Genomic DNA, 26,232 nt, shown 5'->3' with positions numbered 1-26,232 from the left:
AACCTCGCTGCCGCATCGCCCGAGAAGTCGGCGTTGATTCTGTTTCGACCGCAGCCGGTAGAACCGGCCCGACAACGACGCGAGCAACCCCAAGAAGTCACCCATCAACTCCTCCACCAACGACTTGTCGCCATGCTCCCGCAGGACCTCGACCGTAACCCCGACCACCGACAGATACCTTTCGATCCAGGCGACTCCGAACCGGGCCAACCGATCCCCGCCACACCACCCGCACCACCGTGAAGTCGCCTTCGGCGGCGTCGTCGAGCATCCGGTCCACACCGGCCCGCATTTCCCTCACACCAGAACCGCGATCCCTTGTACACCCGGTACACGACCCCGGAAGCGCTCTCGCGCAACATCGACTCCTGATCGGCGAGCGAGGACTCCCGCCCCGTCGAGCCGGACACCCGGCAGTACAACGCTTCCACCCGATCGACCGGAGCCTTGTCCAGGGCAGGAGGACGGCCGAGGTAGGCATCGAGGTCAGTGCGATCAAACACGCGCTGGCCGGAACCTGTACGCCGGGAGGGCAACCGGCCTTCCGACGCGGCCTTACGGACGCCCACGACTGACATGTTCAGATACGCCGCGGCCTCACCAATTCGCATGAATCGAGAGAGCAGAAAGAATCAGGGAGTATCATATGTCACATCAACTGTTGAGAGCCTGCACTCATGGCCGCACGGAAGACCACCCAGCGACGCTCCAAGCCCAGACGAGCCAGCGCCGCGCCGCTGATACCCACCCCGGGGCACGGGGAGCAGATCTGGATCCTCGATGTCCCTTATCGGGCATCCGCGCCCGGTGCCAAGTACTACAAAGCGCTCAAAGCGTATGCCTACATCGGCGCTCAATTGCCCGACGAACTCACCGTCTACGCGTCGAAACCGTACTCGTACAGCCGCTGGGTCGAAGAGGACCTCAACGGCGTGCGGCAACCGGGCGCTACTGGTTTCCACAAGATACCGCGGCCCGAACAGGTGGACGCCGCGAAGGCGATCGCGACGGCCTTTCACCACGGCAAGCGCGGATTCCTGTTGGCCGACGAGCCCGGTGTAGGCAAGACCGGCAGCGCAATCATCGGCGCGAAGGCTGCGCTGAAATTAGGGGGCGGCGACACCGTACTCATCACCGTGGACCGGCCGGCCCAGATCACCATCGCCGCGTGGCGTGACGCCCTCGCTGCGTTCGGCGACGGTGGGTATCGGTGGCTGATCATCTCCCCGGACCAGCTCAAGAAGTTACTCGGACGCAACGGCCAACCGAAGTACTCCTTCTCCCTCATCATCAATGACGAGGCACAGCAATTCAGGCACCTCACGGCCCAGCGCACCCAATACCAGCGGCGCATCAACCGTCTCTCCGCGACGCCTGAGAAGGCGCCGTTCGTCATCACCGTGACGGCGACGCCGGGTCATCACCCAGGCGAATACACCTACTTGTCTTCGCTTTTCGCGCAATTGCACGATGACCCGCCGGGCGAGTGGGCCGATCTCGGTAAGAAACTGGTCGAGCGTGGCCTACCTCTGGCTCCCGGGTGGGACAAGGGCAAATGGGACTGGAACGACCAAGCGAAAGGCTCTCAGCGGCTGCAGCATCAGGCCGTCACCCGCGTCCGAAAATGGATGACCGACTGCGACCCGCCCGTCATGGTGCATCGCGACGCGCCCTGGGGGGCGCCACCTATCGACGGCCTGCCACTCGACTTCACCGCCACACAATGGGCTGCGTACCAACAGGACTGGAGTGAGTTCCGGAGCGCGATGAGAATCGCCCGGCAGGGGAACGACACCGCCCGCGGCCGTGCCGCTCTGATGCGGTTCCGGCAGAAGGCAGGCATGCTGCGAGCCCCGCAGACCGCCGAGTTGGTAGCCGCACACGTCGAACGCGGCTACCAGGTACTCGTCGCCGTCGAATTGGTCACCACGGCCGCCGACCCGGTAGCCAACCTCCTGGAGGAGCAGGGCATTGGCGTCTCGCGTATCTTCGGCGGCGGCGATCTCGAGACGGAGCGCATTCGATTTCAGCGCGGCCACAACCCGGTCGTGGTGTTCAACACCGCATCTGCGATCAATCTGCAGGCCTCCGAGTTGATGGTCGACGGTTCCCGCGCCTCATCGGCACGTCGCATCGGGTTCTTCCACCAGCCTCGCTACTCCGGAATTGCCGCACGCCAAACGATGGGTCGTGCGCATCGCGACGGGCAGGTTTGCTCATGGTCACTCCTGTTCGCCGCCGGAACGGTGGAGGAGCAGGCGGCTCGGATCATGATCAATCGGCTCATGGTGACATCAGCCAGTTGCGGGGGTTATGTATATCCGCTCGCTCTCGATTGTAGGAGTCCCTGGTCCAGGCATCATTCCTACTCGAAGATGCTTTCGGGAAGCCAGTCTGCGTCGAACAGTCGGGCGAGGTTTCCGAACGCCCCGAGATCGCCATCGACAGGTGTGCTCACAGTTGGGTGTCCACCTTGGTGTGGGCCGCCGAGTAACGACACAAGGATGGGTCGCTACCCGATGAGCGGGAGCGCAACCAGACCGAGGATCGGCAGAGAGTTCGCCGCCGTCAATCTTGATCGGTTCGAGGGGGGCGGAGAGACGGCGATGGTGAACGCGTGCGCGGCCGGCGGGTGGTCCTGGGCTCATCCTGGCCGGCGCGCACTCGGCATCGGATTGGGCGAAGTGGACCCGCGAGTGGAGCGCCGCCGGGATCGACGGCGCGGCTCGTCGCCGGTTCCTCCTCGGCCGGTGACACATTGCTCCTCCAAGTCATCGCGGTGATCGTGATCGGCAGAACCGTGGAAACGACCGTCAAGGGCACCCTGCCCCTCGCCGGCCGAAACACGCCGTCCATGCGCATCAGCTGACTGCAGCGAGAGCGTCGGTGCGGGGAGGCCGTTCGCCGGCTGAGGTGATGGCCTGTGCAGCGATGCGCGGTGCAGGATTCCCCGAAGGTCGTCGAAGCCGATCGTCAGCAGACGCTGCCGATCGGTTCTACGGGTCAGCAGGCCGCGGTCGGTCAGGGCGTCCAGCCCAGCCTCCAAGACGTCCCCAACTCGGCGGGTCGGCCACACCTCAACCACCAATCCTGCCTACTGCGAGCCCTCCCGAAACGCGGACAGTCGGAGCGTCATGCCCAGTGGACTAGAACCATTCCGCAGTCGTTGTCGACAAGCCCAGCCGCCGTGGTGAGCGCGATCAGTGTCCGTAGTGGTAACGGCAGGCAGCAATGCGGATCTGATCATCGACAATTTTATAGACCAGCCGGTGCTCATCGGTGATACGCCGGGACCAGTAGCCTTGAAAACCGTGCTTGAGGGGCTCGGGCTTGCCGATTCCGTCGTTCCCGTTGCGTTCGACGTCCTTGAGTAGTGTGTTGATCCGCTTGACGATCTTCCGATCCTGCGCCTGCCACCAGACGTAGTCCTCCCACGCGGACTCGTCCCAGACAAGTTTCATTCAGCCAGATCCCGGACAGTTCCCCCGCCGGACTCCAACCGATCGATCGACGCCAACAGCCGGCGGGCGTTCTCCGGACTCCTGAGCAGGTATGCCGTTTCCTTCAACGACTCATAGTCGTCGAGCGAAACCATCACCACCGGCTCGTGACCCGCCCGCGTGATGACGATTTCTTCCCGGTCATCGACGACGGCGTTGAGGACCTCGGCGTACCGCGCGCGAGACTCCGAGTAGGTCATGGTTCGCATGAGCAACCTCCGTTATTGCGTACAAGAAATTGTACGTTACCCGACATGCTTCCGCAATCCAAGGGGGACGACCCACCGTGGGGCGAGCTCCAGAACGAAATTCACCCCATGGTCCGCATCCCCTCACCGGCCGCCGACCCCACGCCGCTCCGGCGAGCGACTCGTCCGGACCCGGGACCGAGCGCGTCCACCAACCGGAGCGGGGCTGCACAGCGATCCCTGGCCGACGCCCATCCGGATCGAAAATCCGAAAGTGAGGACCCGCAGCGGGAAAAATGGGCGGAGCAGCTGCTGCGCAGCCTGGACGTCGCCCCCGAGGACACTCCCCCGGTGATCTGGCACGGCGAGAAAGTGCTGCGCAATCCGACGAATGCGGAACTCGCCCGCATCGTCGGTCTTCCGGTCCCGGACTCGGTCCGGACGCAGACGCGGACGCGGCGACCGTGAGGCCAGGCTGTGGTGAGGAGCGAGGACGGAGTGTGCTTGTACTCGGTCAGGTCGCCATTCGACGGGGTCATGTCCGCTTGGGGATGCTGTTCTCGGCGGAGTCCGAAGCCTTGGCTGGGTGGCGGCCGAGGAACAATGCCAGCAGCGCTCCCGCCGCGCACACCACCGACGTGATCAGAAATATCTCGGTGTACTCGGTAAGCAGAGCACGGTCGACTGCCCCGGTGTACTCGGCCAGCTCCCTCGCCGCCTGCTCGGGAGGTTTGCCGACGGGGAACGGCACCTGCAGGTTCGCAGTCAGGCTGTGGAAGCGGTGCAGCCCCCACGCGGATAACGCGGCAACCCCGACGAGCATCCCGGTCATCCGCGCGACCACCACACCGGCAGAGGCGATCCCGTGCTGGCTGGGCGGCACGGCGCGGAGCACCGCAACGGAGAGCGGCGCGATCACCAGGCCGAGACCTAGTCCAGCGATGGCCAGGTCGGTGTCCAGCCGGGGCACCGCAATCGGCCCGACCTGGTACGGCACGGACAGCACGTCCATCGGCCACCGGGCCATCCGGAAGTAACCCGCCGCGGCCAGCAGCATGCCGGCCGCCGCGACCACCCTGTCGCCCAGCCTTGCCGCCAGCAGCCCACCGAGCAACGCGCCGACCGGGAGCGCGGCCAGGAACCGCAGCAGCAGTATGACTGCTCCCCGGTCGTCCCGATCGAGCAGCGACTGGGCGAACAGGTCGACGTCTACCAGGGTCACCATCAGCGCGACGCCTGCCGCACCGGATACGCCGAGCGCGGCGAGGAACGCGCCCGTCTGCACGTCGACCGGGTCGATCAGCCGGGTCTTGGCGCGCAGCTCCCAGCCGACGAAGGCGACGGTCGCGACACCGACCCCGATCAGCATCGGCCCGCCCCACGGTGGCAGCACGGCGGTGCGCGGGTCCGGGTTGTACAGGCCGACGACGGCCAGCCCAAGGGCGACCGCGAGCAGCAGCCCCCCGGCCACGTCCACCCGGACGGGTTCGTGCGCCGGATCGCGGCGCGACACCGAAACCTGCACCGCGATCATGGCGAGCACGCCGAGCGGTACGTTCATCCAGAACACGCCGCGCCAGCCGGCGATGCCGAACGCGCTTGACCACACGGCAAGGCCTGCGATCGCCACTCCGTATAGCGGGCCCAGCACGCTGCCCAGCTCCTGCACGGCACCCACCGCGCCGAGCACGTTCGACCGCTTGTGGGTTGCCCACAGGTCGGCGGCAAGCGCCATGGTCACTGGCAGCAACGCTCCACTTGCGACACCCTGGACGACCCGCCCGGCAACGAGCATGGGCAGGTCGTCGGCGAGCGCGGTGACCACCGAGCCGACCAGGAACCCGGCGAGGCAGCTCTGCAGCACTAGCTTGCGGCCGAACCGGTCCGATGCCTGGCCGAGCAGCGGCATCGCGGCAATGTAGCCGAGCAGGTACCCGGTGACGATCGGGGTCACCCGCTCCAGTCGGTTCACCGGGATCAGCAGGTCGTCCATGATCTGCCGGATCATGCTCACCACGACGTAGGTGTCCAGCGCGCCGAGCAGCACGGCGAGCGCCGCGGCGCCGATGGCGACGGTCCTGCTCCGCCCCGGGATCAGCTCGACAGTCACGGCGGGGGTGTCACCGTCACGGGCTTGTCCAGATCGGACACCACCACGTCGACGGTCGGGGCGTCTGCGCCGGCCGGCTTCGGGAACGTGACCAACGCTCTCATCGGGAGGTGCATGCCGTCCTCGTCAAGCCACACCGTGATGTCCACCTCGGACTCGACCCCGGGAACGATGTTGCCCACCGCATCCTTGTCCGCCCGTCCGGTGATCTTGTACGCCGGTGTCCCGTCAACCTTTTCCCTCGTCTCGGTCTTCGCATCCGTGATGCTGGTCAGCACCTTCGCGAAGCCCCGGTCCGGGTCGAGAATGGCGGTCGGGTCGTAGTACTCGGAGGTGAGCGAGGACGGATACCGCTGAAAGGTGCCGGTCGGGCCCCTCAGGTACAGCGAGTCGTCGACCAGCACGAATTCACCTTCGATCAGCTGGCCGGCCAGGGTCAGCTTCACCGTGCCCTTCGCGCCACCGGCCGGGCCGCCCTCCCTGGTCAGATCGCCCTCGGCGGTCTGCACGCTGATGCCCGGAATCGAGCCGTTGACGGTCATCGTGAAGTGTGCGCTCTTGATATCGCGGAGGGCGGACGCCGACTCGGCGAGCAGCCCGGCCGCGTCCGGCAGGTTCGCGCTCCCTCCCGGATTGGTGTCGGTGCTGCAGCTGGCGACTACCGCCACGCTGAACGCGAGGGTCCCGAGGAAGATACGGCGGGTGAGCATGCCCGCATCGTAGGACGTCGGCTCCGAAAACGCCCGGGCTTGCGGCCAGAACCGGTGTCGTTGTGGGAACGCCGGGCGGCCACCGAGTCACCGGGCACGGCAGGTGCGCTCCGCCTCGACACACGCGGCACATCCGGCGCGGTGACGTGATTGTCTTCGTCTCCACCGGCGACGAGTGGATTTATCCGCCCGCCGTGGTGATCTCCGATCCGATGCGAATTCCGCGGTCGGGCGGAGCGGTGTTGTTCTTCCTGCGCACCCGCACCGACCTGCCACCTCTGCCTCTCACCGACGCCGAGAAGGCGCTCACCGACCTCGGGCACCCCGGGTCACGGCTGAGGACCGATCACTACGTCCGCTCCCCCAGCCTCCGAACGGCGCTGCTCGCACTATGGGACCTCTGAGCGGGCACGCACACGAAATGAGCTACGCCCCACCACCGAGCCGCCCGGCCCCCTTCGAAATGCGCCGAGCTTTGTCTGCACGGAACTCGACAACGTTCTCGTCCAGGAACTCTCGTACCCGACAATGCCTGGCGTGTAACTGTTGCTTTCTCTCACCGCCGAACGCAGTCTCTGTCGATGCCGTCGACCGGTTCCACCACTACACCCACTCCCCCCACGAGACGTGACTGCCAGGATGGGTTAATACCCATGAGCCACACGACGGGCGCCCAGAAGGCCCGGGCAATCCTCGTCGTCGAGCGTCCCGGCCGGGCTGCGGCCGTGGTCACTAGCTGCTGCTGGCGCTCGCTCCGCCTCCACCCTTGCGGGGGAAGGGTTTCGGCGTCAAACCCGCAGTAGATGGCTCCGTGCCGGGTCCGCCGCCTCGAGCAATGTCCTCCCCCGTCGCTACCGACTACGCCGCCACGCTCGAGAGCATCAAACGGCTCGTGCATGAGGCGCGCTACATCGCCCAGCGCCGAGTGAACACCGAACTACTCAGGCTCTATTGGCAGATCGGGGCGACGATCATCGAGCGACAGAAGACAGCCCCGTGGGGCAGCAAGGTCCTCTCCCGGCTCTCCGCGGATCTGCGCACAGAGTTTCCCGGAGCGAAGGGTTTCTCACCGGCCAACCTCAAGTACATGCGCAGGTTCGCCGAGGCGTGGCCCGACCCCGAGGCAATCGGTCAACGACCCGTTGGCCAATTGCCCTGGGGACATGTCATCGAGTTGCTCGAGAAGCTCGATGACGCCGAGTTACGCGACTGGTACAGCGCCAAGGACATCGCCCATGGCTGGAGTCGCCCCGTGCTGGCGCACCAGATCAAGACCCGTCTGCACCTGCGAGAGGGTGCCGCCCCGTCCGACTTCCCGCACGCGCTCGAGCGCACCGATTCCGAGCTCGCTCAGCAGATCACCAAGGATCCGTTCACGCTCGAGTTCCTCGCCATCGACGGGGACGCCGCCGAGCGACAACTCGAGGATCGGCTCGTCGAACGGATCATCGACACCCTTCGCGAGCTCGGCCCCGGATTCGCGTTCGTGGGCCGCCAGGTCCACTTCGATGTCGAGGGCGATGAATACTTCGTCGACTTACGTGTTCTTTCACGTCGAGCAACTCCGGCACGTGGTCATCGAACTCAAGACCACGAAATTCGACCCACGCGACGCCGGCCAGCTCGGCTTCTACGTCGCCCTCGTCGAGGACCGGCTACGGCCGCCACAGCACCAGCCCACGGTCGGGATGCTGCTGGTGGCGGACAAGAACGAGTCCGTCGTCCGGTACGCACTGGCCGGCACCACCCAGCCGATCGCCGTCTCCCGCTACGATCTCTCGCCCGCCGAGCAGGCCGCGCTCCCCGCCGAAGACGCCCTCACCCGCGCGGTCGCCCCGAGCTCGACGACCACACCCCGCAATCGACAAAACCCAGCGGAACCACTCGTCACCCGATGGATCCGGTATGTGATGTCGGACGTTCGTCTCCGATAGGGGATTCCGCTTACCGGATCGCACACCACACCCTGAGGTGAGTGTTGGAGCCGACCGTTCGGGTCGAAACCCAGCCGGAACTCGCGCGCGGGGTTGTCGTCGTCCAGACCAGCGGTATATACGCGATGCTGTGCCGCGTAGATGCCATCGTTTTCGCTGATCCCGTGTTTGAGCGCGGATTTATGCGCCTTCACGCGACCTGGGTCCAGGCACGCACCGCTTCCCGAATCGCCTCGGAGCGAGAAACATGCTCCTGCTCGGCACGGGCGTTCAATGCCTGTAACAATGCCTCGTCCATCCGTACCGGCACCACTGCGCCGGGGCCGTCCCCCACGGTCGGTCGGCCACGTTTGCGCAACTTGTCGACGTCATAACCGGCCTCGGCCTCGTCTGCCCACTTCTGGATCATCCCGTCCGTGACGGGCGCTCCGTTGACCGTCTCCTCAGCCATACCTATTATCGTAATACGAAAATAGGTATGGGGCGACGATCCTCAACCGGGCCCCCGGGGCGGTCGATCCCAGTGATACCTGCCGCTCACGTTCTTGCGGGCATTCCCGGGACAAGGTTGGGCCCGATACCGGTTCCGGGACTGATCCCGGACCCGCGGGTTCAATCGCCAGCCCGCGGGGCCGCCGATCCCGGATCTGCTCATCGCGGCGACCGCGGAGATTAGCAACCGAGTCGTTCCGCATCTGGACACAGACTGCGACCTGATCGCGGCGATAACCGGCCAACCACTCGAACGACTGGTGACATAGCGGCCCGGGACAAGGCCCGCCCGGTCTCCACCACGAGCGGACGCGGACGTACGGCTGCGGCGAGGGATAAATCGGGTCAGGTCGCGTCGTCGTAGCCGGTGCCGATCACGGCCCGGGCGGCGGCGGCAACGGCGGGATCCGTGCCGGTGAGCCGGCCGCGGTGCGTCTTCCCGGAGAGAAGCTCGAGGACGTCGAGTGTGGGGCTGACCACGGCGGCGACGCCGAGGACCGGACTGCCCTCCACGCGCCAGCCGAGGCCGAGCAGCAGGTTTCGGATCTCGCTGGCCCATTCCTCGGCCGGGCTACCACCCGCGACGACGGCGAGTGCCAGCCAGCCCGCCTGACGGTCGAACTCGGTTCTGCCCACCGGCAATCGGGACATAACGTGCCGCCACAACGGCAATGGTTGGTCACGGCACCGGCGGGCGAGCGCGGTCGGCGCCAGCCGACCCTTCCGCACACTCACCAGGCCCAGCGCACGCGCGCTGTCGCGGAGCTGCGCGATCGGCCACGTAAGGTCCTCGCGGTTCGCCTTGCCGATCCACCACCCCGCCACGCCGGTCCGCTCGGCGAGCTGCTCGACCAACACCGGCGGAAGGTAGCCGGCGCTCGTCAGCCGCACCCCCTCGCCGATCAGGTCGAGGAATGCGCCGTACGGCTCGATCAGGCGGGCGGCATCCGCCTCGCTCACCTCGACCCCGGCGTGCGACGCCGCCCGTGCCAGCACCTGCGTGAGCGCCCCGTTGCCGCCTCGCTCGAGTTGCTCGCACAGCGCGGCCAGCTCCCCGGCCACCTCGACCGGCGCGGCCACCACCACCGCCGCCGCGAGGGCGGTGCCGGCCTCGTCGACGTCGAACCGGTCGGGGTGCCAGTCGAGCGGCAGCCAGTCGCGGGCCTGGCCGGCGTCCTCGAACGGGGCCGGAACGGACGCCGGGTCGCACCCGCCCCGCACCCACGCCGCCAGCTCGGTGTACCCCCAGATCCCACCGCAATCCTCGGGCGGGCAGGCCATCCGACCACCGGTGCAGCGCACCTCGGCGGGCGGCTCGTCGAGGACCGCCTCCACCGCGAGCACGTGGTCCCAACCGTCCCCGAAGTCGTACTGATACCAGAGCCGGTCACCGGTGCCGGTCAGCACCTGATCGAGCCGGACACCGTCTTCGAGCACGCCGTCCTCGCCCTCCTCGACGTCGAACGGTGTGACGAAGTACGGCGACCGGGGATCGCTGCCCGTCCGGAACCGGTGCAGATGGCCATCGAGCCACCCCATGACGGCCTGGATCACCACATGCAGCCGGTCGAGGGTGAGATCGCCGGGCAGCTCGAGCCGCCGCCACACCGGCGGCTTGGCACCGACCAGGTCGAGCCGCACCCGAACCCCGCGCATGCGGGTCGGCGCATCACCAACCACAGGCTCCGGGACTCGCAGCACATTCTCGACCAACGCCATCGAACGATCCGCCCCGATCGCGCCCAACAACGTCCGTTGCTGCTCCGGGGACAACTCGGCCAGCAGCTGCTCGGCGAGCCGTCGTACATCGTCTGAGGTCGGCACGATCACCAGTCAACCATCGACAGCGACCCCCATGCCCAGCAGATACACGAACCCGGGGGCGCCGGGGGCTTCGGCGTGCAGGACCGCCCGTGGTACCGCCACCTCGCCCGATCACCGCCACGCTAAGAGCATCGGCGAAACGCGCCAGCAGCGCTGGAAGTCACCACCGTGCCCGCGTTGCCTCAACTTGCCGAGACTCCAAGCCGGACACCCAATTTAGTGAGCCATGCCTCGGTTTCGTGACGGGGCATTTGCCGAGAATCGATCCTTATCCTCCCCTGAACAGCACATTCACCACGTCCAGGGCGTCGATACCCCGTGTCAGCAAACTATGCCGAAAACCCCTCCAACCGATCAGTTGACCTCAAAGGCGCACCCGTAACTCGGGCTCGAGTCGGTCCGTCGGACATATCCGTCCGGGTCAGGCCTCACGTTTCGTTCACCTACCGCCGCCACAGTGGGCGAACTGGTAGACAGACCAGATGTGGTGGAACGCTCAGATCAGGAGGCCTCGATGCCGCGACCATCGTCATGGCTGAGCACGACCGCGTCCACCCTCGGTGGAGAACTGGCACGACTAGGTCTGACCGTCCCCACCGACCAACTCGAGTACCTGCTCACCGACCGAGTCGCTGCCGTAGCGCAGCAGATGCACATCACCGAACGCACCGCCCGTCGGTATTTCGACCACGACACCCTGCGCACCCTCGCCCATGAAATGGCCCTGAACATCAAGGAAGAGGCACCCGGCGCCGACCTGCTCACACTGCCCCGCACCATCGCCATGCCCCTGCCCACCCTCGGTGCCACGATCGCCGCCCTCGTCGAGGCGGCCGCCCTCGCTGTCGCCGACAAGGACCCCGGCGAGCCTGCAACAGCGATGGCACTGATCTCCACTCTCGGCGTCCTGACCCGAGACCACGACGGTGACACCCCCAACGTCTGCCGTGCCGCAGCCGCTCCTCATGCGAGCGGCCCGGCTCATCGAGAACACCGCCGACCTCGTACACCAAGGCTGTCCACTACCACCAGACGTCGCCGAGGACGTCCGACCCCACCTGCAGAAGGCACTGCGCGACGACGCCGCCCGGCTCCGAGCACTGATCCCCGACACCAGGCGATCCGGCGCGGGCCTGTGGGCGGTCCCCGACAACCCATCGTGAACACCCGTGATGTTGGCCGGCGCATCAGTGCGCAGAAACGATCGAATCGGAGACCGACCTCCCGACCTCCGCGAAAGGCTGACCCCGATTGCGGCTCGCCCCGCGCGCCCCGCAACGATCATACCTGTAGAGTTGTGCACCAAAATAGCTGACAGGCAACGACATTCGATTGCCGGTAAGTGTTATTACGTAAACTAGCAAGCACCATACCCGGGTGGTGCAGGCCAATTTGGCGCAGCGCGACGATGTTGATTCCTGCGCGCCCGCTGCCCGATGCTGCGGGGCATCCGCATAATCAGCTTCTCTAACACGCGCTCCCTTGAGTCCAGCATGGAACCCGCTTTACGCAATTGGGCAGCTGCCCAATCCTGGTCCCTCATCATGTGCAGCGGCCCCTTTATTGTGCGCCGCGTCACACGTAGCGTCATGACCGGGAGCTCGAGAAACGGTAGAAGCTCGGCTACTCACCGAACTCGATCTCATCAGGGGGTCACGCTCCTGGAGCCGAACAGCACGATGGGATGGAAAGATGCGTGTCGAAGTTGTAAAGACTGTCTCCAATTCGATTGACAGAGTGTGGGCGCTGGTGTCGGACTTCGGAAGTCCCGACAAGGTCGACCCAGAAATCAAGACGCTGTCCGCGCAGGGCGAAGGCGTCGGCGCCGTCAGGGAGATCGCGTTGCCAGAGGGGGCCTCTGCCACAGAGCTGTGCGTGGTCTGCGACCCCGAAACGTTCACGTTGGCGTATACGATCTTGCCGCCCCGCGCCAGCTGTACCCCTGAAGAACTATGTATCCACGGTGCGGTTGAAGTGGGCAGGGCCCGGCAGAACCGAGGTTAGCTGGGTGCAGGTCTCGGAGTTCACTCCGGACGAGAACTTCCCAGTCACAGAAGATGAGTTCGCGGAAATGGCGCGAGGAGTTTATACGAGGTTCATCAACGGGTTAGAGCAAAGCAAGTAGACACATCTCACGGCCCGCCCGGGGTAGGCAGGGCGGTGGTTCATCACGCTATGCGAGCGACCGTTTCGGTACCGCTGTGTGGTGCCGACGGCGGTAACCTCGATAGCCCGGTGAGATGGGGCGCCCCACGTTCGCCACCCCGATCCCTCGGACCCACACGCGCGCAGCCCGGTCGGTAGTTGGGAATGACGCAATGGATGGCAAGCGCCGTTGATCCTGGGGGGAGAAACCCGTGAAGGTTTCATACGCCACCGTATTCCTGCCGGTTGTGCCGAGCCGAATTTTTTTCCATTACTACGTAAAGTCCAGGTGAGATGACGACTTCGTCGAAGGCGGCGACAGGGCCGCTCAGTGGTGTCCGCGTTGTCGAGTTGGCAGGTATCGGCCCGGGCCCACATGCGGCGTTACTGCTGTCCGATCTGGGCGCGGATGTGGTGCGCGTGCAGCGGCCCTCTCAGCTATCCGGATCTCCTGATCGTCCCCAGTGGCGCGGCCGAACGGTCGTCGAAGCGGACCTGAAGAATCCTGATCACATCGCACAGGTGCTGGGGCTGATCGATAAGGCCGATGTACTGCTCGAGGGTTTTCGGCCCGGTGTCACCGAACGGCTGGGTCTCGGACCCGACCTCGCGCTGCGGCGCAACCCGAGGCTCATCTATGGCCGGATGACGGGGTGGGGTCAACACGGTCCGCTTGCCGACCGCGCGGGCCATGACATCAACTACATTTCCCTCACGGGGGTTCTGCATGCGATCGGCCGCAAGGGTGAGCGGCCAGTGCCGCCGTTGAATCTCGTCGGCGATTTCGGCGGGGGCTCGATGTTCTTGGTGTACGGCATTGTCGCCGCACTGTTCGAACGCGAGAGGTCTGGCCTCGGTCAGGTGATCGACGCTGCGATGATCGACGGAGCACTCGCGCTCACCCATATCTTCTGGGCGTTGCGTGGTGCCGGCCAATGGTCGGACACTCGGGGGTCCAATCTTCTCGACACGGGGATGGCGTTCTACGACACCTACGAGACCGCTGACGGCAAGTACATGGCCGTCGGCGCCATCGAGCCACAGTTCTATGCGCAATTTCTTCAGGGCCTCGACGTGAATCCTGCTTCCCTACCCGACCAGCACGATCCCGAGGCCCAGGACACCCTGCGCGAAGTGTTCGCCGCCCGCTTCACGACCAAGACACGGGAGGAGTGGGTCGGCATCTTCGACGGCACCGACGCGTGTTGCACACCGGTGCTGACCTTCGACGAAGCGCAGCAGAACCCCCACATCATCGCCAGGGCCGGACTGGTCGAACTCGACGATGTAGTCCAGCACGCTCCGGCTCCGCGATTTTCGCGCACACCGAACGACGATCCGTCCCCGGCACCGATGTCCGCCACACCCATGGACCGGATCTGGGTCGACTGAACGACAAGGATCTCTACGGCGATATCGCGCGCCCACTGTTCGATGCATGCCGCGGTGCAGTCGAATCGATCTTATTAACCACTCCCCCAACACCGAGGAACCATTCGTGAGTCACTACAAGAGCAATCTCCGGGACATCGAGTTCGACCTCTTCGACGTTTTACGGCTGGGCGATCTTCTCGAGGCGGGCTATTTCGGCGACCTGGACTCGCAGACGGCTCGGACCATTCTCGTCGAGGTGGCCCGGCTCGCGGAAGGTCCGGTCGCTGAATCGTTCGCCCAGTCCGATCGCGAACCGGTTCGTTTCGACGCCGCCAACCACGCGGTCGAGGTGCCCGCTCCACTGAGAAAGTCCATCCTGGCGCGACGAGAAGCCGGGTGGTGGGGATTGGGCCTGCCCGAAGAGCTCGGAGGAGTACCGGCGCCGATGCCGTTGGTGTGGGCGGTTCGCGAGATGTTGTGCGCGGCCAACCCTGCCACTCAGTTCTTCGAGCTGGGCATTCAGATGGGCGAGGTCCTGTTCGAAGTGGGCACACAGGCACAGAGACGTTGGGCCGCTGAAGCGTTGGAACGAGGGTGGGCCGGCACAATGGTCCTGACCGAGCCCGACGCCGGGTCGGATGTCGGTGCGGGCATCACGAAGGCCATCCCCCAAGCGGACGGTACTTGGCACATCGAGGGCGTGAAGCGGTTCATCTCGGGAGCTGATGTGGGGGATGTGTCGGAGAACGTTTTTCACCTCGTTCTCGCCCGGCCGGTCGGAGCAGCACCAGGCTCGAAGGGTCTGAGCCTGTTCTTCGTCCCGAAATTTCACTTCGACCCAGAAACGATGAAATTGGGCGATCGGAACGGCGTCATGGTGACCGGCGTCGAGCACAAGATGGGAATCAGGTCCTCGCCGACGTGTGAGGTGACGTTCGGCGCCCACGGCATTCCCGCGGTGGGATGGCTGGTGGGCGATGTGCACGATGGCATCAACCAGATGTTCAAGGCGATCGAGGGTGCCCGGATGATGGTGGGCACGAAAGCCGCCGGCACATTGTCCACCGCATACCTGAATTCCCTCGACTACGCGACGCATCGTGTCCAGGGCTCGGATCTGGCAGCGGTCGTCGACAAGAATGCGCCACGGGTCGCCATCATCCGCCATCCCGAAATTCGCCGTTCTTTGTTGACCCAGAAGGCCTACGCGGAGGGCCTGCGGTCGCTGTATTTGTTCACCGCGGCGCATCAGGGCGACGTCCCGCAGCTGGCGAAGTTGGTGTCCGGCGCCGATTCCGAACTCTCTGCCCGAGTCAACGACTTCTTGCTGCCCATCGTCAAAGGGGTGGGTTCCGAACGTGCCTACGACACGTTGAAATTGAGCCTGCAGACGCTGGGTGGCTCCGGGTTCCTGCAGGACTACCCGCACGAGCAGTACATCCGCGACACGATGATCGATACCCTCTATGAGGGGACGACCGCGATTCAGGCACAGGACTTCTTTTTCCGGAAGATCGGTCGAGACCAGTCACGAGCCCTCGACCACGTGCTGGGGCTGGTCGACACATTCGTCGATGCCGGCGATCACGACGGCGCTCTCGGCGTCGAGAGACGTTTGCTAGCAGAAGCCCTCGGCAACGTACGCGCCATGGTCGAGACGCTCACCCAGTACCGGAACGCAGCCGATGCCGAACCGGCGCAAATGTACAAGGTCGGGCTCGGCTCGGTGCGACTGCTGTACGCCGTTGGGGACCTGCTCATCGGGTGGAGACTGCTCGAGCGAGCCGCGGTGGCACTGCAGGCACTCTCCGGTGACCCGAACAAGGACAGTTTCTATCAGGGCAAGATCATGGTGGCATCGTTCTTCGCGAAGAGCGTGCTCCCCGAACTGAGCTCCGCGCGAGAGATCCTGTCCTCACTTGATGTCGATGTCATGGAACTCGACGAAGCGGCGTTCTGACCCGGTCGCCCGGAGAACGCGCCTCCGCACGCTAGGGCGCCCGTGAGGCACGTATCAGAGGTCAGCGGGTGAGCCCGTCGACGACCATCGCGCGAAGCTCCTCGGCGATGGTGTCGACGCTCTGGCCGGGACCTGGGTGGTACCACTGGGCTACCGAGTTCAGCATTCCCAGCAGACCGCTGGCCACAATACGATTCGAACGCGCGAATTCCCCTGCTCGGTACCCTTCGTCGAGCACGCCCTCCCAGCAGCGCTGTACCTCGTGTCTCATCGCTTGCAGTTCCTCGTGATGCTCGGCGGTGAGAGCATCGGCGTCGCGCAGTTGGATGAGTACCTCCCGCCTGTGCCGGGCGATCGTCCGCACGTGCCCGTCGATGAGAAGACCGAGTTTCTCGACCGCGCTCACGTCCGTGGTGACCACCTGCCGCGCTCCGGCGAGCGCTTCCTCGGTGTAACTTTCGAGGATTTCCCAGAGGAGGTCTTCTTTGGACTTGATGTGGTAGTACAGCGCACCCGGCCTCAAGCCGGTACGCTCGCCGATTTCGGAAACACTGGTGGCGTGGTAGCCGCGGGTCGAGAAGAGCTCGATCGCAACCTCGACGATCCTCTCTCGCGTGGGTCCGGTCGTACTGGCGACACTGCCGCGCGGCCGCCCCGGGCGCCGCGAACCGCCGCTGGTCAGATCGTCCGGAGCCTCCACGAGGACACAGTCTAAGCCGCTGCGAACCGGGTCTGGACACACCCGTCCGCAATATAATAGAGTGATCACTCAATGAAACTCTTAGGCGGCGTGGTCGGTCGGTTCGACACGCATCCGCCGGGCTGACCCCACCAGTACGCGACGCAGCGAGGTAACAATGATTTTTGATGGCAAGGTAGTGGTCATTACCGGCGCGAGCCGAGGCATGGGCCGGGAGATGGCACTCGCCTTCGCCGCCGAGGGTGCACATGTCGTGGTGGCCAGCCGAAAAGTGGCCGACTGCAACGTGGTCGCAAAGGACGCTGAAGCGTTCCACAACCGAAGGGCGCTGGCCGTGGGTTGTAACGTCAGCGACTGGGCCCAATGCGATGAGCTGATCGCCGCGGCCTACCGGGAATTCGGACGTGTGGACGTGCTCGTCAACAACGCCGGCCTCTCTCCGCTGTATCCGTCGGTCGACCAGGTCACCGAGGCGTACTTCGACAAGGTCATCGGTGTGAACCTGAAAGGCCCGTTCCGGCTGGCGTCCGTCATCGGAGCTCGGATGGCGGAAGCCGGCAGCGGGTCGATCCTCAATATCTCGTCCATCGAGGCGATCCGGCCCGATCCCAGCGCCATCCCCTACGCGGCCGCCAAGTCCGCGCTCAACAACCTCACCGAGGGTCTGGCCCACACCTTCGGGCCGTCCGGAGTCCGGGTCAACGCCATCCAGTGCGGCCCCTTCCTGACGGACATATCCGCTGCCTGGACCGAGGAGATGCGCGTCCAGTTCGATACGCAAGCGGCACTACGCCGGTGCGGAAATCCGGACGAAATAGTCGGTGCGGCACTGTATCTCACCGGGGACTCGGCAGCGTTCTGCACCGGTGCGACCCTGCGCCTCGACGGCGGAATCCGATGACACGCACTGGTGCAGGCGATCAGTCCGGCGAACCCGGCGTCGACCTCGCCGCCTTGCAGGATTGGGTTCACGACGCAAATCTCGGATCCGGGCCGTTGACCGGTGTGCGGGGTATCGGCGGCGGCACCCAGAACATCATGCTCCGGTTCAGTTGCGACAACCGTGACTTCGTCTTACGCAGAGGACCCGCACATCTGCGATCGACCACCAATGACAACCTCCGCAGAGAGATTCGCCTGCTCACCGCCCTGGCCGACACACCGGTGCGACATGCGAAGCTGATCCACGCCTGTCTCGACGAGACGATTCTGGACGGGTCGGTGTTCTACCTCATGGAACCGATCGACGGTTTCAACGCCGCCGTGGAACTGCCGGAGCCACACGCATCGACGCCGAGCATCAGGCATCAGATGGGACTGTCGGTCGTCGAGGCGCTCGCCGAACTGAGCCTGGTCGACTACACGGCGGTGCACCTGGGCGACTTCGGGCGACCCGAAGGCTTCCTCGACCGGCAGGTTCCGCGCTGGTTACGCGAACTCGACGGGTACGCGCACGTAAACGGCTATCCCGGTCACAGCTTCCCGGTCGAGAAAGTTGCCGGCTGGCTGACCCGCAACCAACCGACGAGCGGCCCGACCGGCATCATGCACGGTGACTATCACCTCGCCAACGTCATGTTCGGGTACGGGAGTCCGCAGGTCGCGGCAATCGTCGACTGGGAAATGACCACCCTCGGAGATCCGATGCTCGACCTCGGCTGGCTCCTGGCGACCTGGCCCGAACCCGACCAAGCGAACGATGTCATCGGCTCCGAACTGGCGCGTTCGGGTGCACTTCCCCCCGCGCACGAGCTCGTCCGGATCTACGGCGAACGCACCGGCTACGACGTCTCCGCCGCCGACTGGTACGCCGTGCTGGCGTGCTTCAAGCTCGGGATTCTCCTGGAGGGAACGTACGCCCGCTCATGCGCAGGTCTAGCACCCGGCGACGTGGGTGCCCGTCTGCACAACACGGCGAAGGCGCTGTTCGCCCGCGCGCTCACGTTGACCAACTGAACTTCAACGCACAGATATCGGAGAACATCATGGCCTGGGATTTCAGCACCGAACCGGAATTCGAGTCGAAGTTGGAGTGGATCCGACACTTCGTCAAGAACGACGTACTGCCACTGGAGACGTTGAATCTGGACTGGTCACAGCTACGCGAGGCGATCGGCCCACTGCAGCAGCAGGTCAAAGATCAACAGCTGTGGGCCGCGCACCTGGATGCGGAACTGGGAGGTCAGGGATACGGACAGGTCAAGCTCGGCCTGATGCACGAGATCGTCGGCTCCAGCTGGTTGGCTCCGCTCGTCTTCGGCAACCAGGCACCGGACTCGGGGAACAGCGAAATCCTCGCCGCAGCGGGCACCCCAGACCAGAAGAAACGCTGGCTCGAACCACTACTGGAGGGCGAGCTGTACTCGGCGTTCGCCCTGACCGAACCCGACCACGCGGGCTCTGACCCCACACAATTGTCGACGACGGCCGACCGCGTGGGCGAGGACTGGGTCATCAATGGAACCAAGTGGTTCGTGTCCAATGCCTCCACCGCGGACTTCATCATCGTCGTCGCGGTCACCGATCGAACCGCCGATGCCCATAACCGGACATCCCAGTTCATCATCCCGGTCACCACACCCGGCGTGCAGATCGTGCGTGACCTCGAGACGATGGAACACCCGACCATTCGACCGAACCAGTATCCCTCACACGCCGAGGTACGGTTTCACGACGTGCGAGTGCCGCAGGCCGCTCTCCTCGGAGGTGTCGGTGACGGCTTCCGGGTCGCCCAGAAGCGCCTGGGCCCCGGGCGCATCCACCACTGCATGCGGTGGGTCGGCCAGGCGAACCGCGCACTGGACATGATGTGCGAACGGGCGGTCTCCCGTCAGCTGCACGGGGGAGTACTCGGGGACAAGCAGACAATCCGCAACTGGATCGCCGACTCTGCTGCCGAGATTCAGGCCGCTCGGCTCATGACCTTGAACGCGGCATGGACCATCGATCAGCGCGGCGCTGCGGCCGCCCGCAAAGAAATCGCCTACATCAAGTACTTCGGCGCGAAAGTCCTGCACGACGTGATCGACAGGGCGATCCAGGCGCACGGTTCGCTCGGCTATTCCGCGGACATGCCGCTGGAGGCGATGTACCGCGCCGCCCGCGCCGCCCGCTTCTACGACGGGCCCGACGAAGTACACCGGGACACCGTCGCCAAGCTGATCCTCCGCGACTACACGCCCACCGACACAGGCCTGCCCAGCGAGCACATACCGTCCCGCAGAAGCATCGCGCAGCGCCAGTTCGCTCACCTCCTCGACGCGAGTATTGCCTGACACCGGCTGCGCGGCGGGGTATCGGTGACCGACCCCCGCCGCCTTCTGCCGGGAGTGGAAGCCCTCAGAAGACGCCGTCGATCGCGATAGATAGAGTCAGTCATGTCGAACTTGGCACGCACCTGGGAGCCACTCTCGGACCAACAGGCCCGACTGGTCTTGGCGACGGTCGAGCAGTTCGTCGCGAATACGGACGGCCTTCTCGAAGACATGGTGACCGCCGCAGTCACCGCCGCGCCCGCACTTGCCAGCGACCCCGCACTCGAGGAAAGCGTCCGAGCCAGCGTGCGCGCGATGACTTTTCGATGGTCGGAGGCTCAGCGCCGGCGACCAGGCCATCGCGTTCCGGTCGATGTGCCCCCGGAAGCGCTCGACATCGCCCGAGACCTGATACGGCACGGCGTCGACTTCCAGCACCTGCAGACTGGCTACCGCTACGCCGAGAACGTCGGGTGCCGCCATTGGATACAGGCTGCTGCAGCTGCCGCGCACCCCGACGAAGTCGCGCGGATCGCCGACTACGGACTCGGATCGATCAACGAGTGGGTCGGCGCCGCACTGGCGTCCATCACAGACCGGATCGAGCAAGAACGCGACGAACTGCTCGGCGGAGTGTTGACCCGCAAGCTGGAAACCGTGACGCTGATCCTCGAGGGCGCCCCGATCAAAGAGGACACCGCCCGCGAGCGACTCGGCTACGACCTCTCCACGTGGCACACCGGGCTGGTGCTGTGGTCGACCACCGGCGAACGTGAACAAGGAGTCTTCGAACAGACAGCGCGTCTCCTCGCACTCCGATGCAAACTTCCTCCACCACTCACCCTCTTCGCCAGCACCACGACCGCGTGGGTATGGCTGAATAGTGATCATCCGCTCGACTCACGCCAGTTGGCGGAAAAAATCTCACAAGCCAATCCCGGGCTGATGACTGCAGCCGGATCCAGTAGAACGCACATGCCCGGATTCCGGCGCACCCATCGGGAAGCCGTCGCCGCACGACGTGTCGCGGAGCGCAACCCCGAAATGGGGTCCTTTACGGCTTACGACGACGTAGTGATCGCCGTATTGGCCTCCCACGACAAAGAAGCCGCTCGCGAATTCGTCGCCGACGCCTTGGGGCAGCTGGCGAATGCGGATGCAACCCTCAAAGAAACCCTGCGCATCTACTTGCAAGAGGACGCCAATACCGCGCGCACCGCCGCCCGCCTGTTCACCCATAGAAATACCATTCTGAATCGGATAGAACGCGCGGAGCGGCTACTCCCCCAATCGTCGTCCGGTTGGCATCTGCGGGTTGGACTAGCGCTCGAAATGGCACATTGGTCCGGGTAAACCGAACGAGTGTCGTCACCCGAGCGACTGCGAAGCGGGTTGTGCAGGCTCACATCAGATGGCCTATTTCATGGTCGCCTGCACCTTCTGACGTGACGCACATCACGATAGCGTCGGTCACATCTTGAAAGGAGATGTGGTGAGCGACTCAATGAATTTTGATGCTGTGGTGATCGGTGCAGGTTTTGGTGGGCTGCGGGCTCTGCACGATCTACGGAAAATGGGATTGTCCACGGTTCTTGTCGATGCCGGCGAAGATGTCGGCGGCGTGTGGTTCTGGAACCGGTACCCAGGAGCCCGTACCGATAGTGAGGCGTGGTATTACTGCTATTCCTTTTCCAAGGAAATCCTCGACGAATGGAATTGGTCGCAGCGCTACCCTACCCAGGCCGAGATGGCACGGTATTTCGAATTCGTCACCGACCGTCTCGATTTGCGGAAAGATATTCGGTTCCGGACACGGGTGACCGGCGCGACGTGGAATGACGTGACGAACACCTGGACAGTGCGCACCGACGCCGGCAATGAGTTCTCGTGCCGGTACTTGGTCTCGGCAGCCGGCCCGCTCTCGAAGCCGTACCTGCCGGACTTCCCCGGCCTCGACTCGTTCACCGGCGAGTGGTATCAGAGCGGGTTCTGGCCGACCGATGAGGTAGACCTGAGCGGCAAGCGGGTCGCGGTCATCGGAACGGGAGCTTCCGGGGTGCAGATCGTGCCGGTCGTGGCGCACTCCGCAGCCCAGGTCACCGTGTTCCAGCGGACACCGAATTACGTTCTTCCCGCCCGTAACCGGCCGATCGACGAGGCGGAACGCGACGCCATCAAGGCGGACTACGACAACATCTGGACGCGGGCACGCCAGCACTTCTATGCGATGGATCTGCCTATCTGCGAGTACGGGGCTGCGGACTACACCGCCGCCGATCAGCAGCGTGTGCTCGAGCGGGCATGGGAGATCGGAGGCTTCCGCTTCCTCTTCGACACCTTCAATGATGTGTGGCTCGATGGCCCCGCCAACGAGATCGCTTCCGAGTTCGTCCGTTCCAAGATCAGGGCGATCGTCCAAGACCCCGAGACTGCCGAGCTACTCTGCCCGAAGTATCCGTTGGCCGCCAAGCGTCCTCCCTGCGGGCACAGCTACTACGAGGCGTTCAACCGTGCGAACGTGTCCTTGGTCGATGTGAGCTCGAATCCGATCACCGAGATCTTGCCACGCGGATTGCGCACTGCCACGGGCGAGTACGACTTCGACGTGATCATCTTCGCTACCGGTTTCGACGCGATCACCGGTCCAGCCGAGGGCGTCGACATCCGCGGCCGCGATAACCGACTCTTGAGCGAGACGTGGAAGGCCGTGCCTCGTACCTATCTCGGCCTGGCGGTCGATGGGTTCCCGAACTTCTTCACCGTGGCCGGGCCGCTAGGCCCCTTCGCCAACGGGCCGACCATGGTCGAGCAGCAGGCAGAGTTCGTGACCGCAACCATCTCCTTCATGCAACAGAACGGCTACGACGCCATCGATCCGAACCCCGAAGCGGTTGATGCGTGGGTTCGGCACAACGAGGAAGTACTCGAAGGCACAGTTCTAGCGAATGCCGCGGTCGCGAATTCATGGTTCCTGGGCGCGAACATCCCCGGTAAGCCGCGAGGCATCCTGGCTTACTTCGGCGGTGCGGGGAACTACTTCGATCGGATCCGGGAAGAGACGACGTCGGGTTTCCCCGGCTTCAGTTTCGGCGCCTCGGCCGAGGCAGTCCCCGAGACCGTCGCGGCCCACAGCTGACACCGATCGCCCGGCGCGAGCCTCCGCGCGCCCTCACCCGATGTGGATGGTTCCCAACGACGCCCGCATCGGGTGCCGCATTTGCCCCGAGGTGCCACGCGCCCCGTCCACGAAAGAGAAGTACTTCCGATGAGAAACGTCGAATTCATCAGTCACGGGCAGCATTGCACAGCCTGGCACCTACCCGGGGCTGAATCGGCCCACCAAGTCGGCCGGCGGCGACCATGTGTGGTGATGGCGCATGGGCTCGGAGGAACACGCGATAGCGGGTTGCTGCCTTTCGCCGAGGCTTTCGCGCATGCAGGAATTGATGCGTTGGTCTTCGACTACAGGGGTTTCGGTGACTCATCCGGCACCCCGCGGCAGTTGGTGTCCTTCCGTCGTCACCGCCAGGACTTCGCCGCGGCCATCGAGTTCGCGCGCACGCTCGACGGCGTCGACCCGGAACGAGTGGCGATCTGGGGAACGTCCTACGGCGGCGGCCACGCACTCGCTGTCGCTGCCCGCGACAAGCGGATCGCAGCCGTCATCGCACAGGTAGCGGCCGTCGACGGTGTGGCGACTCTGCGCAGCGCCATTCACGCGAACGGTCTTGGTTTCATGCTGCAGGCGAACGTTGCAGGATTGCGTGATCTCGCAAGAGCTCTCACGCGCCGGTCGCCGTTCCTGGTTCCCATCGTCGGGCCGCCAGGCAGCCTCGCGGCCATGAACTCGGCCGACGCCGTCACCGGGATGCGAGCGTTCGCCGGTGCGACGTGGCGGAACGAGTTCGCCGCCCGCGAATTACTCGCGATAGCCCTCAACCGGCCGATCACCAAAGCGCGCCAGTTGCATTGCCCGGTTCTGCTGCAGATCGGTGAGAAGGACGCCGTGACACCACCGGCGACCATCGAACAGCTGGCCCAGCGTATCGGTAGCAACGCTGAAGTTCGCCGCTATCCGGTCGGACACTTCGACGTCTACGTCGAGCCGTGGCTGACGCCGAACATCAACGATCAGGTGTCCTTCCTACTCACACACCTGACGCCGACAACCGTCGACCCTGTGGAGACACCATGAACACATCGATCACCCAGCCGGTACACGTGCCCGCGGTCGAACAGGCACTCTCACGTCGACGCCATTGGAACAACCAGGTCCGACGCCACGCCTCCATGACACCGGACCTCCCGGCGCTGCGGTACCTCGGGGAAACCGTAACCTGGAAAGATCTGCACCAGCGGGCCTCCGCCCTGGCGCAGACCCTGCACGTGCGCGGAGTCCGGCACGGCGACCGCGTACTAATCACCATGTTCAACCGGACCGAGTACCTCGAGTCGCTACTCGGGATCACCGCGACCGGAGCCATCGCAGTACCGGTCAACGTCAGGATGAGCCCGGCCGAAGCAGCGTTCATCGCCACCGATGTAGGCGCGAAGGCAATTATCACCGATCAGAGCATGAGCGACCTCGCAACCACCGTTGCCGCCGAGGCGAACGGTATCGAATTCGTGATCGGCACAGAGGGGGCCCGCGAGGGACAACTCGACTACGAGCGTGTGATCGCCGACGCCGACGGCGTCATGTCGGACATCGACGTACCCGATGAGTCGGTCGCCTTGATTCTGTACACGTCGGGCACCACCGGGAAGCCGAAAGGAGCGATGATCACGCACGCGAATCTGAACGCCATCTCCATGGCCTTCATGGATTCGCTCTCCTACCGTCGGGGTGACGTCGTCTCGGTGGCGGTGCCGCTGTTCCATATCGGCGGCATCGCCTCGGTGCTTCCCCAGCTGTACTTCGGTGGCACATCGGTCATTCACCCTCTCGGTGAGTTCGACCCAGATCGCACGCTCGAGACGTTCCAGGAGGAGGGAACCACCTGGGTCTTCCTCGTCCCAGCGCAGTGGCAGGCCCTGACGGCCGTTCAGCTGGACCGACCGCGCGACCTGGCTCTGCGCATTCTGAGCTGGGGAGCAGCTCCCGCCTCCGACGCCCTGCTGCGGTCGATGATGAAGGCCTTCCCCGACGCCGAGACAGTGGCCGTGTTCGGGCAGACCGAAAGCACCGGATTCGCCTGCTACCTCGACGGTGCCCACAGTCTGAGCAAGCTCGGATCGGTAGGCATCCCAACCTCATCGGTCGAGGCGAAGATCGTCGACGACCAGATGCACGAGGTCGCTACCGGCGAGGTCGGAGAGATCGTTTTCAGAGGCCCGACCGTGATGGCCGGTTACTGGCAGCGCCCCGACGCCTCCGCGGAGGTGTTCGCCGGAGGATGGCTCCACTCCGGCGACCTTGGACGACAAGACGAGGATGGCTTCTTTTACATCGTCGACCGCAAGAAGGACATGATCATCTCCGGTGGAGAGAACATCTACTGCGCCGAGGTCGAGAACGCGATCATGGACCATCCGGCCGTGGCAGAGATCGCCATCATCGGACGCGCCGATGAACGGTGGGGTGAGGTGGCGGTGGCCGTGGCCGTGCTCCAAGACGGGATGCGATTGAGTATCGACGAACTCGTCACCTTCCTTCGACCACGCCTCGCACGGTTCAAACACCCCAAGGACTTGATCGTGGTCGATCAGATGCCCCGAAACGCGAGTAACAAGATCCGCAAGAACGTCTTACGCGAGGCCTACGGCAGCCCGGCCTCCGGCCTGAACCGCACGCCCGTGTGACCATCGATCAGATCGATGCGTCTAGTGCATCAATGGTTGAAGTTCATCGGGGCCGACCGGACGAGATCACGTCAGAGGGGTGCCGTCGCCGCTCGGTGCTCCGACTACCCAACCAGGGTCACACTCCTGCACGAGCTGGAGCGACCGGCGGTCGTTTCGGGCTGCACATCAGGGTGCGAGGAACGCTGATCGGCCAACGTCACCATTATCCGGGGGCCTGCTGTAGAGACTGGGCGTCC

Annotated in this window: 23 protein-coding genes and 4 pseudogenes; 17 read left to right on the top strand and 10 right to left on the bottom strand. The window is 64.7% G+C overall.

Annotated features, from left to right (window positions below; all coding sequences use genetic code 11):
* Window positions 1–104: 104 nt before the first annotated feature.
* Window positions 105–578: a hypothetical protein gene (locus L1080_RS35130; RefSeq protein WP_250774806.1), complete on the bottom strand. Its 474-nt coding sequence runs from the start codon at window positions 576–578 to the stop codon at window positions 105–107.
* 99 nt (window positions 579–677) lie between these two features.
* On the opposite strand from L1080_RS35130, the gene L1080_RS35125 reads away from it, so the two are divergent.
* Window positions 678–2,783 carry a DEAD/DEAH box helicase gene (locus L1080_RS35125; RefSeq protein ID WP_250774582.1) on the top strand — a complete coding sequence of 702 codons (2,106 nt, stop codon included), beginning with the start codon at window positions 678–680 and terminating at the stop codon, window positions 2,781–2,783.
* A gap of 417 nt (window positions 2,784–3,200) precedes the next feature.
* Here L1080_RS35125 and L1080_RS35120 read toward each other — a convergent pair whose 3' ends face one another.
* Window positions 3,201–3,461, bottom strand: coding sequence for a Txe/YoeB family addiction module toxin (locus L1080_RS35120; RefSeq protein ID WP_072948949.1), 261 nt, complete (start codon window positions 3,459–3,461; stop codon window positions 3,201–3,203).
* The gene (locus L1080_RS35115; protein WP_005569061.1) at window positions 3,458–3,709 is read right to left on the bottom strand and encodes a type II toxin-antitoxin system Phd/YefM family antitoxin; all 252 of its coding nucleotides are present in this window, start codon (window positions 3,707–3,709) and stop codon (window positions 3,458–3,460) included. Before L1080_RS35115 ends, L1080_RS35120 begins: the two co-directional genes overlap by 4 nt.
* 45 nt (window positions 3,710–3,754) lie before the next feature.
* On the opposite strand from L1080_RS35115, the gene L1080_RS35110 reads away from it, so the two are divergent.
* Window positions 3,755–4,156, top strand: coding sequence for a hypothetical protein (locus L1080_RS35110; protein WP_250774580.1), 402 nt, complete (start codon window positions 3,755–3,757; stop codon window positions 4,154–4,156).
* A gap of 67 nt (window positions 4,157–4,223) precedes the next feature.
* On the opposite strand, the gene L1080_RS35105 is transcribed toward L1080_RS35110, so the two are convergent.
* Window positions 4,224–5,798 (bottom strand): MFS transporter, encoded by a 1,575-nt coding sequence (locus L1080_RS35105; protein WP_250774578.1) that lies wholly within the window; start codon window positions 5,796–5,798, stop codon window positions 4,224–4,226.
* The gene (locus L1080_RS35100) at window positions 5,795–6,508 is read right to left on the bottom strand and encodes an LppX_LprAFG lipoprotein (RefSeq protein WP_250774570.1); all 714 of its coding nucleotides are present in this window, start codon (window positions 6,506–6,508) and stop codon (window positions 5,795–5,797) included. The genes L1080_RS35105 and L1080_RS35100 overlap by 4 nt, the downstream gene beginning before the upstream one ends.
* A gap of 131 nt (window positions 6,509–6,639) precedes the next feature.
* On the opposite strand from L1080_RS35100, the pseudogene L1080_RS35095 reads away from it, so the two are divergent.
* From L1080_RS35095 to L1080_RS35085, 3 genes and pseudogenes are all read left to right on the top strand, one after another.
* Window positions 6,640–6,912: pseudogene (locus tag L1080_RS35095) on the top strand (phosphatidylserine/phosphatidylglycerophosphate/cardiolipin synthase family protein); the annotation flags it as partial.
* Window positions 6,913–7,343: 431 nt separating this feature from the next.
* Window positions 7,344–7,991 (top strand): annotated as a pseudogene (locus L1080_RS35090) (PDDEXK nuclease domain-containing protein); the annotation flags it as partial.
* Window positions 7,992–8,028: 37 nt separating this feature from the next.
* Complete coding sequence (locus L1080_RS35085; RefSeq protein WP_250774560.1) at window positions 8,029–8,442, top strand: PDDEXK nuclease domain-containing protein; 414 nt, start codon at window positions 8,029–8,031, stop codon at window positions 8,440–8,442.
* A gap of 47 nt (window positions 8,443–8,489) precedes the next feature.
* On the opposite strand, the pseudogene L1080_RS35080 reads toward L1080_RS35085, so the two are convergent.
* Window positions 8,490–8,636: pseudogene (locus L1080_RS35080) on the bottom strand (toxin); the annotation flags it as partial.
* Entirely contained in the window at window positions 8,633–8,893 is a 261-nt protein-coding gene (locus L1080_RS35075) for a ribbon-helix-helix protein, CopG family (protein WP_250774558.1), read from the bottom strand. The gene L1080_RS35075 and the pseudogene L1080_RS35080, both read right to left, overlap by 4 nt.
* Window positions 8,894–9,071: 178 nt before the next feature.
* Between L1080_RS35075 and L1080_RS35070 the strand changes: the two are divergent.
* Window positions 9,072–9,203 (top strand): annotated as a pseudogene (locus L1080_RS35070) (VapC toxin family PIN domain ribonuclease); the annotation flags it as partial.
* Between the two features lie 76 nt (window positions 9,204–9,279).
* On the opposite strand, the gene L1080_RS35065 reads toward L1080_RS35070, so the two are convergent.
* The gene (locus tag L1080_RS35065) at window positions 9,280–10,758 is read right to left on the bottom strand and encodes a plasmid pRiA4b ORF-3 family protein (protein ID WP_250774556.1); all 1,479 of its coding nucleotides are present in this window, start codon (window positions 10,756–10,758) and stop codon (window positions 9,280–9,282) included.
* Window positions 10,759–11,335: 577 nt separating this feature from the next.
* Window positions 11,336–11,680: a hypothetical protein gene (locus tag L1080_RS35060; protein WP_250774555.1), complete on the bottom strand. Its 345-nt coding sequence runs from the start codon at window positions 11,678–11,680 to the stop codon at window positions 11,336–11,338.
* A gap of 25 nt (window positions 11,681–11,705) precedes the next feature.
* On the opposite strand from L1080_RS35060, the gene L1080_RS35055 reads away from it, so the two are divergent.
* The 4 genes from L1080_RS35055 to L1080_RS35040 all read left to right on the top strand — a co-directional run bounded on the left by L1080_RS35055 (window position 11,706) and on the right by L1080_RS35040 (window position 16,237).
* On the top strand, window positions 11,706–11,921 hold the full coding sequence (locus L1080_RS35055) for a hypothetical protein (RefSeq protein ID WP_250774553.1): 216 nt from the start codon (window positions 11,706–11,708) through the stop codon (window positions 11,919–11,921).
* Window positions 11,922–12,450: 529 nt separating this feature from the next.
* Complete coding sequence (locus tag L1080_RS35050; protein WP_374434907.1) at window positions 12,451–12,762, top strand: SRPBCC family protein; 312 nt, start codon at window positions 12,451–12,453, stop codon at window positions 12,760–12,762.
* A gap of 435 nt (window positions 12,763–13,197) precedes the next feature.
* Complete coding sequence (locus L1080_RS35045) at window positions 13,198–14,295, top strand: CaiB/BaiF CoA transferase family protein (protein ID WP_250774551.1); 1,098 nt, start codon at window positions 13,198–13,200, stop codon at window positions 14,293–14,295.
* A 106-nt stretch (window positions 14,296–14,401) separates the two neighbouring features.
* On the top strand, window positions 14,402–16,237 hold the full coding sequence (locus L1080_RS35040) for an acyl-CoA dehydrogenase (RefSeq protein WP_250774549.1): 1,836 nt from the start codon (window positions 14,402–14,404) through the stop codon (window positions 16,235–16,237).
* Between the two features lie 61 nt (window positions 16,238–16,298).
* On the opposite strand, the gene L1080_RS35035 is transcribed toward L1080_RS35040, so the two are convergent.
* The gene (locus L1080_RS35035) at window positions 16,299–16,937 is read right to left on the bottom strand and encodes a TetR family transcriptional regulator (protein WP_250774547.1); all 639 of its coding nucleotides are present in this window, start codon (window positions 16,935–16,937) and stop codon (window positions 16,299–16,301) included.
* A gap of 160 nt (window positions 16,938–17,097) precedes the next feature.
* Between L1080_RS35035 and L1080_RS35030 the strand changes: the two genes are divergently transcribed.
* The 7 genes from L1080_RS35030 (at window position 17,098) to L1080_RS35000 (ending at window position 25,993) form a co-directional block, all read left to right on the top strand.
* Window positions 17,098–17,838: an SDR family NAD(P)-dependent oxidoreductase gene (locus tag L1080_RS35030; RefSeq protein WP_250774804.1), complete on the top strand. Its 741-nt coding sequence runs from the start codon at window positions 17,098–17,100 to the stop codon at window positions 17,836–17,838.
* Window positions 17,835–18,893, top strand: a complete 1,059-nt coding sequence (locus tag L1080_RS35025; RefSeq protein WP_250774545.1) for a phosphotransferase family protein — start codon at window positions 17,835–17,837, stop codon at window positions 18,891–18,893. The genes L1080_RS35030 and L1080_RS35025 overlap by 4 nt, the downstream gene beginning before the upstream one ends.
* Before the next feature lie 29 nt (window positions 18,894–18,922).
* Window positions 18,923–20,212: an acyl-CoA dehydrogenase family protein gene (locus L1080_RS35020; RefSeq protein ID WP_250774542.1), complete on the top strand. Its 1,290-nt coding sequence runs from the start codon at window positions 18,923–18,925 to the stop codon at window positions 20,210–20,212.
* 102 nt (window positions 20,213–20,314) lie between these two features.
* Entirely contained in the window at window positions 20,315–21,544 is a 1,230-nt protein-coding gene (locus L1080_RS35015; protein ID WP_250774540.1) for a PucR family transcriptional regulator, read from the top strand.
* A 139-nt stretch (window positions 21,545–21,683) separates the two neighbouring features.
* Entirely contained in the window at window positions 21,684–23,327 is a 1,644-nt protein-coding gene (locus L1080_RS35010; RefSeq protein WP_250774538.1) for a flavin-containing monooxygenase, read from the top strand.
* 129 nt (window positions 23,328–23,456) lie between these two features.
* Complete coding sequence (locus tag L1080_RS35005; protein ID WP_284708540.1) at window positions 23,457–24,386, top strand: alpha/beta hydrolase; 930 nt, start codon at window positions 23,457–23,459, stop codon at window positions 24,384–24,386.
* Window positions 24,383–25,993, top strand: coding sequence for a long-chain-fatty-acid--CoA ligase (locus L1080_RS35000; protein WP_250774534.1), 1,611 nt, complete (start codon window positions 24,383–24,385; stop codon window positions 25,991–25,993). The genes L1080_RS35005 and L1080_RS35000 overlap by 4 nt, the downstream gene beginning before the upstream one ends.
* The last annotated feature ends 239 nt before the right edge of the window (window positions 25,994–26,232 follow it).

This window comes from Rhodococcus sp. MSC1_016 (assembly GCF_023667485.2).
GTDB lineage: Bacteria > Actinomycetota > Actinomycetes > Mycobacteriales > Mycobacteriaceae > Rhodococcus_F > Rhodococcus_F oxybenzonivorans.
Note: the sequence above shows the minus strand (reverse complement) of the source record. Positions and strands in the feature narration are given on the sequence as shown.